The sequence below is a fragment of the Acinetobacter sp. Li1LvA2 genome (assembly GCF_056156705.1).
Window position 1 is genome coordinate 284,755 of the sequence record NZ_JBSICF010000003.1, and the last position, 14,437, is coordinate 299,191.

The 14,437-nt window shown below is 39.1% G+C and carries 11 protein-coding genes; 2 read left to right on the forward strand and 9 right to left on the reverse strand.

Features of this window, described 5'->3' with window-relative positions:
- Window positions 1-25: 25 nt before the first annotated feature.
- The 4 genes from ACS604_RS08685 to ACS604_RS08700 all read right to left on the reverse strand — a co-directional run bounded on the left by ACS604_RS08685 (window position 26) and on the right by ACS604_RS08700 (window position 2,423).
- A complete protein-coding gene (locus ACS604_RS08685) occupies window positions 26-367 on the reverse strand; it encodes a GlpM family protein (RefSeq protein ID WP_004789991.1) in 342 nt (113 codons plus the stop codon).
- Between the two features lie 52 nt (window positions 368-419).
- Window positions 420-773: a DUF1304 domain-containing protein gene (locus ACS604_RS08690; protein WP_002053763.1), complete on the reverse strand. Its 354-nt coding sequence runs from the start codon at window positions 771-773 to the stop codon at window positions 420-422.
- Window positions 774-839: 66 nt separating this feature from the next.
- The gene (locus tag ACS604_RS08695) at window positions 840-1,817 is read right to left on the reverse strand and encodes a zinc-binding dehydrogenase (protein WP_004789994.1); all 978 of its coding nucleotides are present in this window, start codon (window positions 1,815-1,817) and stop codon (window positions 840-842) included.
- A 3-nt stretch (window positions 1,818-1,820) separates the two neighbouring features.
- Complete coding sequence (locus ACS604_RS08700; RefSeq protein WP_004789996.1) at window positions 1,821-2,423, reverse strand: TetR/AcrR family transcriptional regulator; 603 nt, start codon at window positions 2,421-2,423, stop codon at window positions 1,821-1,823.
- 295 nt (window positions 2,424-2,718) lie between these two features.
- Between ACS604_RS08700 and uvrA the strand changes: the two genes are divergently transcribed.
- The gene (gene uvrA, locus ACS604_RS08705) at window positions 2,719-5,550 is read left to right on the forward strand and encodes an excinuclease ABC subunit UvrA (protein ID WP_005300695.1); all 2,832 of its coding nucleotides are present in this window, start codon (window positions 2,719-2,721) and stop codon (window positions 5,548-5,550) included.
- A gap of 38 nt (window positions 5,551-5,588) precedes the next feature.
- On the opposite strand, the gene ACS604_RS08710 is transcribed toward uvrA, so the two are convergent.
- On the reverse strand, window positions 5,589-7,298 hold the full coding sequence (locus tag ACS604_RS08710) for a GGDEF domain-containing protein (RefSeq protein WP_474771279.1): 1,710 nt from the start codon (window positions 7,296-7,298) through the stop codon (window positions 5,589-5,591).
- Between the two features lie 1,005 nt (window positions 7,299-8,303).
- Here ACS604_RS08710 and omp33-36 point away from each other — a divergent pair.
- The gene (gene omp33-36, locus ACS604_RS08715) at window positions 8,304-9,203 is read left to right on the forward strand and encodes a porin Omp33-36 (protein WP_474771281.1); all 900 of its coding nucleotides are present in this window, start codon (window positions 8,304-8,306) and stop codon (window positions 9,201-9,203) included.
- 61 nt (window positions 9,204-9,264) lie between these two features.
- Here omp33-36 and ACS604_RS08720 read toward each other — a convergent pair whose 3' ends face one another.
- The 4 genes from ACS604_RS08720 to ACS604_RS08735 all read right to left on the reverse strand — a co-directional run bounded on the left by ACS604_RS08720 (window position 9,265) and on the right by ACS604_RS08735 (window position 14,313).
- Entirely contained in the window at window positions 9,265-11,232 is a 1,968-nt protein-coding gene (locus ACS604_RS08720; RefSeq protein WP_474771283.1) for a BCCT family transporter, read from the reverse strand.
- Window positions 11,233-11,399: 167 nt separating this feature from the next.
- On the reverse strand, window positions 11,400-12,092 hold the full coding sequence (locus ACS604_RS08725; RefSeq protein WP_213066418.1) for an ion channel: 693 nt from the start codon (window positions 12,090-12,092) through the stop codon (window positions 11,400-11,402).
- Window positions 12,093-12,263: 171 nt separating this feature from the next.
- A complete protein-coding gene (locus tag ACS604_RS08730; protein WP_474771285.1) occupies window positions 12,264-13,979 on the reverse strand; it encodes a cation acetate symporter in 1,716 nt (571 codons plus the stop codon).
- A gap of 1 nt (window position 13,980) precedes the next feature.
- A complete protein-coding gene (locus ACS604_RS08735; RefSeq protein WP_004790008.1) occupies window positions 13,981-14,313 on the reverse strand; it encodes a DUF485 domain-containing protein in 333 nt (110 codons plus the stop codon).
- Window positions 14,314-14,437: the final 124 nt, after the last annotated feature.

A 14,437-nucleotide genomic window follows, 5' to 3' on the forward strand; every position in this document is an offset into this window, starting at 1 on the left:
AGATTAAGGGATTTCTCTTAATCTTTTAATGCTGAAATAGCTGCCAGCCATAAATTAAACCTGCCGCAGCGACCACCCAACAAAGGGTTGCCAATCCTAGACAAGACCACATCGACATCCGTGTTGCCAGCACATAAACAGCGACTAAATAAATGGCATAGGGAATAAGTGACCATAGACCAAATAGAGCCGTCTTTTGTAAAGCCTCAGCCCCTTTTTGTTGATAGACAATCACGTGAGCAATCAAGGCAAATGTAGGAAAAAGTGGAACTAAACCCGCAATATAAAATGCCTTACTTTTCGATAAAATCGAAATGATGAGGACAACCCCAGCCCCCAACATACACTTTAAAAATAGAGCCCACATGCGCTGATCCTATCTGGCCATTTCCATAGCAAAACGCAGTATTGTGCGCTTTTCAGAGAAAATTAACAGCGACTAAAGCAATTAATGCTGGAACTGCCTGAATATAAATAATCTTTTTACTCGCAGTCAGACCACCATAGATACCTGCAATGAGTACACAGCCTAAAAAGAAGTTGGCAATTGATGTCGCAAACGGTGCATCAGCCAATAAAGACCAAAACAAACCCGCTGCTAAAAAACCATTATAAAGGCCTTGGTTTTGTGCCATCACTTTGGTGAGTTTTGCTTTCTCTGCATTATTTCCGAATGCTTTCATGCCATAAGGTTTGTCCCACAAAAACATCTCTAACACTAAAATATAGACATGTAATATGGCAATAAGCGCAATGAATATTTGTCCGATCATATAATTTTCCTTTTTATTTTAAAGATATGAAAAAAAGATCAGTCTCTCGACTGATCTTTTAGTGTTTTATGGCTTTAACAATACTTTGCCTTGGCGAGCACCTTGCGTTGCTCTTTGAGCAGCTGTTTTGATCTCATCAAAACTAAATACGCCTTCTACAGGTAAGATTAATTTTTTCTGAGTTGCTAATGTTAATAGCTCAAAAATCAGTTCCTTTTTACGAGCGGCTGGCATTTCTTTGTTGACCACACTTGCCCAGAAACCTTTTACCGTCGCTTGTTTGAAAATTAAATCACCCGATGAAATCTGCATGGTTTCACCAGTCATACTACCAAACGAAACGAGCAGGCTATTTTCACTGAGTAGATTTAGCATTTCACCACTGGCGCTGCCACCAATCGAGTCCACACCCGCAATAAGAGGTTGTTCACCGTGAATCTGTTTAACCTGCTCTTTCCAATTAAGCTGATCGGTTGCAACAACATGTTGAATGCCTAATGCATGCATCTCGGCAATCGCATCAGTACGACGAACCAAATTAATCACAGGTAAGCCACGTGCCTGCGCAATCATCGCAACTGTTTTACCTACTGCACCATTCGCCGTGTTTTGAATGAGCCATTGACCCGGTTGAACATTTACAAAGTCCAATAGCATGAGGGCACTAATTGGCATACCGATCAGCTGTGCTGCTGTTTCATCATCAATTTCATTATTGAGCGGAATAAGTCCTTGCGCTGGTGCAATAAAATATTCAGCCCAGCTACCATGCACAGATGCCACTGCAATACGTTGACCTACTTGTACATGAGTAACACCTTCGCCTAATGCATCAACAATACCAACGGCTTCACTACCACCAATCGCAGGTAAAGTTGGCTTGTAGCCATAGCTTCCTCGTACTGTCCATACATCATGATTATGCATTGGAGACATAATCGTTTTAATACGAACTTCGCCTGCTTTTGGTTCGGGCTTTGGCATATCCGCCTGCTCTAAAACGTCTACAGGTTCGCCAAAATTACCATGGATAATACTTCGCATTCTTTATTCCTCTATCGGTTTTAAGAGTTTTTGGGTTGTTTCTAAAGCTAGATGTAGATGTGCTTTGTCTTGCGACAATTTTGTGAGTAAAGCTGCACCTAACCATAACTGATACATGACTTGCGCAATTTTTAAAGGCTCAATATGTTTTGGAATTGATCCTTCTTGTTGGCCTTCCTTAAGCAACAAAGCCAAACGCTGCGTTAATTTGTACACACCGTCATTGAGAATTTGACGCATATCTTCCGACAAGTCAGAAACCTCTGCCGCCAACTTCACAATCAAGCAGTTTTCAGCCCAGCTGCCATATACCGGATCATCAATCCACGCCTGCCACAATGCCATTAAACGGGCATGGGCACTTTGTTCACTGTGCTGCCAAAGTTGTTCCATACGAACTTTATAATTAGCCATGTACTGCTCTAGCAAGGCACAGCCAAACGCCTCTTTCGAAGCAAAGTAGTGGTAGAACGAACCTTTGGGTACGTCACACGTCTTTAAAATTTCTTGCAAACCAACACCGACAAATCCTTTGTGTAATACCAGTTCAAAGCTGGTATCCAAAATATGTTGTCGCGTAGTTTCACTTTTATTTAATCGTTTCATGCAGACACCATACCCCACTATTAGACCAGTCGTCTAGTAAAATTATGTTGCTCATTAAAATTTGCTAAGAGTAGAAATCAAAAGAGAGGAATGTTAAAAATACAACCTGCTTATTTAAACAAATTTTGTCGATTGTCGTTTAACCGTCACAATTTGTCGCTTTAAATCATTTTGTACCACTTGAACAATTTTAAATCGTTATCATATATAGGGTCTGTTGTTTATAACCAGTCAAACTGTACACGGCTGATGAATCAACACCTAAATTTTCATTAATACATAATTGAGATGTTTTATGAGCCAAAGTCATATCCGTATTCGAGGCGCACGTACCCATAATTTAAAAAATGTGTCTCTCGATATTCCACGCGATAAGTTTGTGGTAATTACGGGGTTATCAGGTTCAGGAAAATCTTCTCTTGCCTTCGATACCCTGTACGCCGAAGGACAACGCCGTTACGTCGAATCGCTTTCGGCCTATGCTCGTCAGTTTTTATCGCAAATGGAAAAGCCAGAAGTCGACTCGATTGAAGGTCTGTCTCCAGCAATTGCCATTGAGCAAAAATCTACGAGTCATAACCCACGTTCAACGGTTGGTACGATTACCGAAATTTATGACTATTTGCGTTTGCTTTATGCACGTGTCGGTACACCTTACTGCCCTGAACACGACTTGCCGATGGTTGCGCAAACTATTTCTGAAATGGTCGATGCGGTAAAAACACTTGAGGAAGGCACGGCACTCATGTTGCTTGCCCCAGTCGTTCGTGAACGTAAAGGTGAATACAGTAACCTGTTCGAACAACTACAAGGCCAAGGTTTTGTTCGTGCCCGTGTTGATGGTGAAATCATTGATATTGATACGCCACCTGAACTCGACAAAAAGAAAAAGCACACCATCGAAGTTGTCGTTGACCGCTTTAAAGTGCGTGAAGACTTAGGTAACCGTATTGCCGAATCATTTGAAACTGCACTGCGTTTAGGTGGCGATATTGCCGTTTTGTCATGGATGAATGGCGAACATCCTGATCGCGTTTTTTCTGCCAAACACTCATGCCCTGAATGTGATCGTGCAGTTGCAGAGCTTGAACCACGTTTGTTTTCATTTAACAACCCGTTTGGTGCCTGCCCTGTTTGTGATGGCTTAGGTACACGCAGTCATTTTAGTTCTGAAAAGCTCATTCCAAATCCTGATCTTGCGATTAGTGAAGGGGCTATTCGTGGCTGGGATCGTCAACGTCCATATTATTATTCAATGCTGCAAAAAGTTGCCGATCATTTTGGTTTTCAACTCGATACGCCTTGGAACCAGCTCGATAAAGATACTCAAAAGAAATTCTTACAAGGTACAGGTAAAGAAAAAGTCGATTTAAGCTATATCGACGAGCGTGGCCGTAAACACACTCGTGTACAACCATTTGAAGGAATTTTGCCTCACCTTGAACGTCGTTATCGTGAGACTGAAAGTAACTATGTACGTGATGATTTAGCGCAATATCTCTCTAATGCAGCGTGTGATGCGTGTGATGGTTCACGTCTAAATGAAATTTCACGCCATGTTCGCGTTAAAGATAAAACGATTGCCGACATTACCCGCATGTCGATTGGTGATGCCGAAAGTTATTATCAAGATTTAAATCTTGAAGGTGCTAAAGGTGAAATCGCCGATAAAATCTTTAAAGAGATTCGAGAGCGTTTACATTTCTTGGTGAGTGTTGGACTTAACTATTTAAGTTTAGCTCGTTCTGCCGAAACGTTATCGGGTGGTGAAGCACAGCGTATCCGTTTAGCCTCACAAATTGGTGCAGGCTTGATGGGCGTCATGTATGTCCTTGATGAACCATCTATTGGCTTGCATCAACGCGATAATGATCGTTTATTACAAACGCTGATTCGCTTACGTGATTTAGGTAATACGGTATTAGTCGTTGAACACGATGAAGATGCTATTCGTGCAGCCGACCATATTATCGATATCGGTCCGGGAGCTGGGATACATGGTGGCGTGATTATTGCCGAAGGAACTTATGATGAATTGGCTAACCATGCTGACTCACTCACAGGTCAATATCTTTCAGGCAAGCTCAAAATTGAAATACCAAAACAACGGACTCAATCACCACGCCCAGATGAATTCATTAAACTTTCTGGTGCAAGTGGTCATAACCTTAAAAATGTCGATTTAAAAATTCCACTCGGCATTATGACTTGTGTGACTGGCGTTTCAGGTTCGGGTAAATCGACACTGATTAACCGTACTTTGCTTCCATTAGCTGCAACACAGCTCAATGGTGCAACTACATTAACAGCCGAGAAGTTTGACTCAATTGATGGTCTACAACACCTTGATAAAGTCGTTGATATTGACCAAAGCCCAATTGGACGCACGCCACGTTCTAACCCTGCAACGTACACAGGACTATTTACGCCAATCCGTGAGTTGTTTGCTCAAACGCCAGAGGCAAAAGCACGTGGTTATAGTGCAGGCCGTTTCTCATTTAACGTGAAAGGCGGACGCTGTGAAGCCTGTGAAGGCGACGGCATGATTAAGGTCGCGATGCACTTCTTACCAGATATGTATGTGCCTTGCGATGCATGTCATGGCAAACGTTATAACCGTGAAACGCTTGAAGTGGGCTATAAAGGCAAAAACATTTCTGATGTTTTAGAAATGACGGTTGAAGATGCTGCTGAGTTCTTTAGTGCAATTCCAGTCATCCACCGCCGCTTAGAAACTTTAACTCAGGTGGGCTTAGGTTATATTCGTTTAGGTCAAGCTGCTACGACCTTATCTGGTGGTGAAGCGCAACGTGTAAAACTAGCGCGTGAGTTAGCAAAACGAGATACGGGTAAAACTTTATATATCTTGGATGAACCGACAACAGGTCTACATTTCCACGATATTGCCAAGTTGCTCGACATTTTGCATGAACTACGCAACAAGGGTAATACCATTGTGGTGATTGAACATAACCTTGATGTGATTAAAACAGCGGACTGGGTTGTGGACTTAGGTCCTGAAGGTGGTTCAGGCGGTGGTATGATCATTGCCGAAGGCACACCTGAACAAGTGGCTGAGGTTGAGATTTCCCATACAGGTCGTTTCTTGAAACCGATGTTGAAGTAATTTATTGAATAAAAAGCCGGAACTCATTTCCGGCTTTTTTACCCCTCAACTGCATTCCGACCTCGGGCCTTAGCTCTTAATAAAGAACGGTCAGCTTGCTCTAAAAGCTCTATCCAACTCGCCGCGCCTATGGCAAAGCCAATACTCACAGACACATGCAATTTTTCATCTGAACCAGATAAACCAATCTCTTCTAAAGAAATCGCAATCCGAATTTTCTCTGCTAAAAGACGGGCATCTACAAATTGCACCTGTTCTAATAATATTAAAAACTCATCTCCGCCATAACGAACAATTAAATCTGAACTTCGAATATTTTGCTTTAATTGCTCGGCAATACTGACAATGACATGGTCACCCACAATATGCCCATATTGATCATTCACCTGTTTAAAACGATCAATATCTATAATCATTAAACAGGTTTGCGTAAATTTTTGAGGGTAACTTTCAACAATTTTTAAATATTCAGATAAAGCTAGACGATTAGACACACCAGTTAATGGATCTGTATTGGCAATATTCTTTAATTGAAACTCAAAAGCATCGCGCTGTTGCAACATACGCTGTAATCGATCAATCGCTTCAAACAGGGAAAGAAATTCACCTTTTGTTGTCATATTCATCTCATCTGTCCAATGATTAGAACTACGCGATAAATCTAAAATTAAAGTCCTTGCTTTTATTAAAGGAGAAAATACCCTTCTTTGTGCATAATTAAGCGTAAGTAACGCTGTAGCTAAAGAAATTAAAGATATTAATAAAGTTAAAAGAAAACCATTTCGAGCAATTACATTTTCTTGAGTTGCAATCACGACACTTTCATCAAGAATATAACTTTGTAAATCAACCACAGTGGTAAATTTACCTACGATTGCCTCTGTCAATTGAGTACCATTTAAATCATATGGCTCCCCTTTTTGGCTTTCATCTAATAGGTTTTGTACAATCGGAATACCCTTATCTATAAATTCTGATTTCACTCGGGCATATAACCGACGGTATTCAGAGGTCTTTGCCTGTTCAGGCTGCAAGGTATCGACCAAAATCCATAAATATCTAGATTGATGTTGAGTTTGCAGAGAATGTGCGCGATTATTACTTGGAATTTCTTCATTAAAGCTCACAGGAGCAATAATATTAGATGCCATCCGTCCCGCCTGATCGCGCATATCGGTTAGAACTATAATGAGCGTAAAGTAATTAGAAATACGACTATCTTTACTTTTTAGCTGTAACATCAGTTTTTGCAGTATTTCCCTGCAATGATCCCAGACTCCAAACATTCCTAAAATAGCATTATCCATTTGAACTGAAGTTCTGGCTCCATAGGGAGTTTCACCGTAATAATCAACGATACGTCGGGCTTGTCTAAGATTTTCTTTGAAATTGGTTTGCAGCTCATTTGCTAATGAAACATAGCCTGCTTGTTTTAAGATAAGAATGCTTGTATCAATTTGCGCATCAACAATTAAACGAAATTTTTTTAATTCTTGCTGATTCTTTAATAAATCACTAGGACTGCTCGACATCATCTTATTAGCAGGAGCACGCTCCTTAGAAATTTTATAGGCAATATCAGCTACTGCTCTTAAACTTTTTATTTCAGCTAAGGCTTGTCTAGTTTTTATATAATCCTGATAGCTTCCCACAATAAGTGGTACAGCCATGAATAATAAGGACAAAATAATAACCAGCATAAAAAAGAACAGTCGATTACTAATATGCTCTGAACGTAATCCTGACATTTCTAGCTGGTACTCCGTAAATGTCCTGCCATTTTTAATACGATATAAATTAGGCTTAAATCCATCCTAGCATTTTAATAACTAGAATTTCATCAATAAAACCTTCATTTCTCTTTTAATAATTATAGGGCTTCTAGATTTTAGTAAGCTTAAATAAATAGTATCGAAAAATTAAATGATTTTTATAAAAAAACTCTATTTTACAGATTAAAAATTTTTAGCAATGATAATAAACATATCTAGTTATCCTCTTGGATGCGCTTCTCCCAGCATCCACTACCCAGCTTTAAGCTGGGTTCTTTTTGATCTATTATTTTTCCAATAAAGTTCATATAAATTTTCTTATAATTTTAAGATTTTCTTATAGATAAAAAAAAGCTCAACCTTGGGGAAAGCTGAGCTCGTAAAATCTGATGTGATACACACATCGTATCTGGGAAAGCACTTTAAATCCTAAAAACGTTAGGTAGTGAACTTTGCAATTGAATTATGTGACTTATCTCTACTTTTGTAAAGTCGATTAAATTAATCAGAATTAAAAATTTAATCGATTTTTTAACTTAAAATAGAGATTTCTTTTATTTTATTCACTTATATAATAATTAAAAATAGTTAAATTTTTTAGTTAAACTAATCTAAATATTGTTAACTATTCCTCAAAATAGTATGAATACGATAATAAATTGGTGATTTTTTACTCTACATGTAAGCAACTTTACATTTTACTTAATGTTAAAACCGATTGTATTAATCAGTTTTTCCAATCATATTTGTAATAACTTTTAAACATTTATTTCTAAATTCATTATGAAATATAATTATTAGTCTCTTGTAAATGTTCATTTTTTTATCAGGTTGACAATTTACTTTTCATTTGATTAGTTTTTCACCAATTTTAACATAAGTGTCAAATATCTTTAACATTCCTTTTTTTCATTATTGACTTCATAAATTGTTACAATACAATGACCCCAGCTTTATCTCTTGTTATTGCTGGAAATGATTATGAAAAAACTTGGTTTAGCCACTGCTGTACTATTAGCCATGACCGGTGCTCATGCTTATCAATTTGAAGTTCAAGGTCAATCTGAATATGTTGACACAACTGCAAACGATAAGAACTTCACTGGTGACGTTGCTGGTACATATTATTTAAAAAATGTTGATACCACTAAAGGTCCTTTAGCTGAAGCAGCTTTCTTGAACCAAGCTTCTAACGTATCTGTAGGTTACAGCTACCAACAGTATGACCAAGGCAACGTAAACTACCACGTTGGTACTTACGGCGTTAAAGGTGAGGCATACGTTCCTACTCCTTACCTTCCTGTATATGCTAGCGCAACTTACAACCACACTGATGTTGATGGTAAAAACAACTTCTCTAAAGATGACAACGGTGACCGTTATGCATTAGAAGTTGGTGCTATGTTGTTACCTAACTTCTTGATGACTGTTGGTTATACAAGTGTTGCTAACCAATTCGCTTTAGACAACTTTGGCATCATCAGCAACGGTATCTACTCTGCTGTAAACCAAACTGCTGCGATTCAAGACGACCAAGATGCTGTTACAGCACGTGCTAAATATGTAGGTCCAATCGATGGAACTAACATGGCAATTGGTTTTGAAGCTGCTGGTGCTTTCGGTCAAGAAAACCAATATGGTTTAAAAACTGACCTTTACTTAACTCCTAAGTTAAGCGTTGGCGCATCTTTCGTTGGTAACGATGGTTCAGCTGACATCAAAGGTAATGACCTTGGTGAATTCCGTCAAGCTTGGGGTGGTAACGTAAACTACTTCATTACTCCAGCTGTAGCAGTTGGTGCATCGTACATGAAAGCTGACGTTAAAAAGTCTAGCTACGATACACAAACTATCGGCTTAAATGCTAAATTCCGTTTCTAATTTAATTTAGAAATCGAATTAAAAAAAGGACTCAATTGAGTCCTTTTTTTATACCTAAATATTAGCTTCGCACAATATTTAAGAAATACAGATGACGTTCATATTGATCAATAATGTCTTGAATTAAATCTTCTTGCGTCCAATCCATCACATCATAATTTTGCCCACCCTCTCTTAAAAAGACCTCAGCTTGGAAATATTGCCCCTCTTCAGCTTCAGTACGCCCAATTAAAAAACTTGGCGGTACTGTTTCACGTGAAACAACTTTATAAATAAAATTAATTTCATTGTGATGGTCCACACGAAGTTGCATTCCATCTTCAAGTTGAGTAATTGAAACTTCTAAGTGACGGCGTCTAAATTCATGTTTGATATTTTCAAATGCACGACTTACTTGCTTTTCTATATATTCTCTTACTTCTTCTTCATTATGAGGATAGTGCATGATTAACCCTAGACGCTGTTGCCAGCTTCGAGGATTATGAATCGCACGTGGTGTAATGCGCGCTTCTTGAATAGCTGTCATTTTGGTGACATCAAGATGCAAGGCCTTTATTAATCCCCAACTCATTAAAAGCATGACCACAGTAAATGGCAATGCACTCATAATGATGGAAGCCTGAAGTGCAGCCAAGCCACCGACTAGCAATAAAATAATTGCGAGCACAGCCATCAGCACCGTCCAGAACAAACGTTGCCAAGTAGGTGAATTGTCTGTTTTTGACGTTAAATAATCCGTTACCAAGGCGCCAGAGTCGGCAGACGTCACAAAGAAAAGAATAACCAAAAGGGTGGCTAAAACATTCATAACACCTGACAACGGCAAGTGGCCTAAAAACTCAAAGAGTGCAACTGAAGAATCTTGCTGAACAGCCTGAATTAATGTTGATTGGTGTTCATGGATAATGCTAAATAAGGCGGCATTTCCTAAGAAACCCATCCAAATAATGGTAAAGCCTGTTGGAATGAGTAAAACCCCAACAATAAATTCTCGAATGGTGCGACCACGTGAAACACGTGCGATAAACATACCCACAAATGGTGACCATGAAATCCACCAAGCCCAATACAAAATTGTCCAACCACCTATCCAGCCATTCGGTTGGTAAGCATAAAGGTTGAAGGTCATTGTAAATAAATTAGCAAAATACTGACCTGTGTTTTGAATTGTCGTTTGAAGCAAATAAATGCTTGGCCCACAAATGAAAACAAACGTTAGCAAAATAACAGCTAAAATCAGATTTAATTCTGATAGGCGTTTTACCCCTTTATCTAGACCTAAAAAGACCGATAAAGAAGCCAAAATACTCACCACGACAATTAAAATAATCTGTATATGAGTGCTTTGTTCTATACCTAAAAGATAATGTAAACCAGAGTTAATCTGAGTGACACCAAACCCGAGAGAAGTCGCTACACCAAATACCGTACCAATGGTCGCGAAAATATCGATGCTATCTCCCAATGGCCCATAAATCTTTTTACCAATGAGCGGATATAGGGCTGAACGGGTCTTTAAAGGTAAATTATGTCGATATGCAAAATAGGCTAGAGATAATCCGACTACGGCATAAATTGCCCAAGCATGTAAGCCCCAATGGAAAAAAGTAACTCTTAATGCTTGCTGTGCAGCATCAATAGTCTGAGCATCCCCACTTGGTGGATTAACATAGTGCATGACAGGTTCGGCAACGCCGAAGAACATCAACCCAATCCCCATCCCTGCTGTAAACAACATGGCGAACCAAGATCCATTATTATATTCAGGCTGACTATGATCTGGTCCTAATTTAATTCGACCTATTGATGAACAGGCGATATAAATCAATAAAATGAGAAAGAAGGCAACAGATAAAACATAGAACCAGCTAAATGAATCAGTAATCCACTGTTTTAATTGCTGTGTTAAAAGTTCAAAAGAACTCGGAGCAATCACAACCACTGCTAAAAATAAAGCAATAATGATGACCGTACCAAAAAATACGTTAGGATTAACGTTTGCAAACCAACCTGGTTGTTTGGAAGGCATAACTCCTCCATGTTATTTTAATGAAAAATGACAGGCATTAAGCCCCTAGAGATATTCACGGAATGAACAAAGTTAAATCTTTCAATAGAGAAAGCCGATAACACTCTAAATAAACTTAAAGAATATTGCAGTTACAAAGGTGTAAATAAATTAAAACACCTCCTCCATTATTTATCTGAATTTTTTTTAGGGAGGTGGGTAATATATTGTAAAGCGATTAGGCGAGTTACGATTAAAGCTAAATACATGACTCCACAGAACATTTGCAGCATGGCTAAAACACGCGCTGGTGGAGTGATTGGCATGAGGTCGGATAAGCCTGTAGCAGACTGCAAGCTAAAGCTGAGAAAGAGTAAATCTAGCCAAGTCTGGAAGGCATGGGGATTATTTGGATTTTGAAAGCTATAAGGAAAAACGAGCTGGCAAATGTTGTATAAAAATGCAAAACCCCATGCAATCAGTGTAAAGACTGCTGCTGCCGCAAATAGTTCATCTCTTGTTAAATATCGGTCAGCGAACATATAACGAAATAAACCATAAGCTGCCGAAAAATAGGCCAGAGCTTCACAGCTATGGGCAAATAACTGAATATATAAATTGCTATATCCCAACACAATCAGTACTGATGACAGAATTGCACCACTCACAAATGTTAAGCCTAAAAAAGTAAACATCGGGGTCTGGCGAATAACTTTGGCAATCAACAATAAAGCAAGAACACCTAATGACCACGTTAAAGTCCGGTAAGGCAAACTATCAAATGTCAGCATGGCTAAAATCAATAAAATAAACTGAACCAGTAACAGCCATGCGGAAGGCAGTAAGCGAAAACTTGCCCAAAACTCAATAATAGATCGCATTATTATTTTCCTTGTTTCATTATGCTTTTTTGAGAGTTAACAAATAATACTGTACACAAAATCAGGCAAACAAGTTGTTCTTTATTAATATCTAAATTCCAGATTGGAAATAAAATAAGTATAAAAAAAGCCCCATAGGGCTTTTTAATGAATGAGCTAACAATATTAATCTTAGTGATCCGATGCACCAGATGCACCAATACCTGTCATTGAACGAACATATTGAGCATCGAAAGCAGCACGCTCTTTTTTAGCACGCGCAGAGTTGTCAGTCACCGAGAACAACCAACAGCAAAGGAATGACAATGGCATAGCAAATAATGCAGGACCATTGAACGGATTGATTGGTGTATCAGAGATTTTTAAAGTATCTACCCAAACTGCTTTAGAAAGAACAATGAGTACTACTGCTGTTACAAGACCAACAACACCACCAATAACCGCTCCACGAGTCGTTAGGCCTTTCCAGAACATTGAAAGAACAAGAATCGGGAAGTTTGCACAACAAGCTACAGAGAACGCTAAACCAACCATGAATGCTACGTTTTGCTTCTCAAACAAGATACCCAAAACCATAGCGAAGATTGCTAAGCCCAATGTCGCAATTTTTGACATACGAAGTTCAGAAGCAGGCGTCGTTTGGCCTTTCTTGAATACGTTAGCGTATAAGTCATGAGAGATTGCCGATGCACCTGAAAGTGTTAAACCAGCAACAACAGCAAGAATCGTTGCGAACGCTACTGCTGAAATGAAGCCCATGAATAAGTCACCGCCTAAAGCGTCACTTAAATGCACGGCTGCCATATTGTTACCACCAACGAGCTCAAGTTTGCCTGTTACTGCCATTTTCGCAACATCAAGGAATTGCGGGTTGTTTGATACAAAAAGGATCGCACCGAAACCAATGATGAAAGTTAAAAGGTAGAAGTAACCAATAAAACCTGTTGCAACTACAACCGATTTACGTGCTTCTTTTGCATCTTTTACAGTGAAGAAACGCATAAGAATATGTGGAAGACCGGCTGTACCAAACATCAACGCCAAACCAAGAGACAAGGCATCAATTGGATTTGCCGCAAGTTTACCCGGCCCCATAATTTTTGAAGCATCGGCCAAACTGATGTCGTGTACTTTACTGAAAACTTCAATTGATTGGCTGAACATGTTGCTGAAGCTGAAACCAACTGCTTTCATCACCATGAATGCCATGAAGGTTGCACCACTGAGTAACATAACCGCTTTGATAATTTGTACCCATGTTGTTGCCAACATGCCACCAAAAATTACGTATGCCATCATTAATAGACCAACGATGACTACAGCAATGTTGTAGTTCAAACCAAATAGTAATTTAATGAGCTGACCCGCACCTACCATTTGGGCAATCAGATAGAATGCCACTACAACAAGTGAACTGACTGCAGCTAAAGTACGTACTGGTTTCTCTTCAAGACGAAATGAAACCACATCTGAAAGGTTATATTTACCTAGGTTACGTAAACGTTCTGCAACCAAGAATAAAACGATTGGCCAACCTACCATGAAACCAAGCGAGTAAAGCAAGCCATCAAAGCCTGAACTAAACACTAATGCGGAAATACCAAGGAAAGATGCAGCAGACATATAGTCACCCGCAATTGCCAGACCATTCTGGAAACCACTGATGCCACCCCCTGCTGTATAGAAATCTTGTGTTGATTGGGTTTGCTTCGCAGCCCACTTAGTAATGAACAAAGTGAAACCAACAAAAATGACAAACATGATAATGGCATGCCAGTTGGTGGCTTGCTGTTCAGCTTCACCTAAGTCCGGACTTGCCATAGCCATTGTTGAATATAGCGATGCTGCTGCCAATAAAGCTTTCGCTTTTAATGAATTCCATTTCATATTAGTGTAGTCCTTTCTCATGCGTGATGGCTTCAACTTCCTTCAACGCTTCTTCACTCAACTGGTCAAGGGTACTATTCGCGATAAAGGAATACACACCACACAATAGGAAAGATAAAACGATAATTCCTAAACCTAGTGGGATTCCCCATGTCGTTACACCACCACTAAATGAACTCATCAAAAATTCTTTGTTGTAGCCAACAAGCAGCATAAAACCCACATAAAGAACTAACATGATGATTGTAAGCGTCCAACTTAATGTACTTTTTTTCTTGACCATCTTTTGAAACTTTGGATTGCGTAGAATCTGTTCTACTTGGTTCTGATCCATAACCAAACTCCTTGCCCTGTGCCCAGCCTTGGCCACTTTTTAATAATAGTTTCTCAGGATTAAAGTTAGCAAAATTACGTGTAATTCGTAACTTAGACTTTGGTCGTTAAAATTTAATCAATTT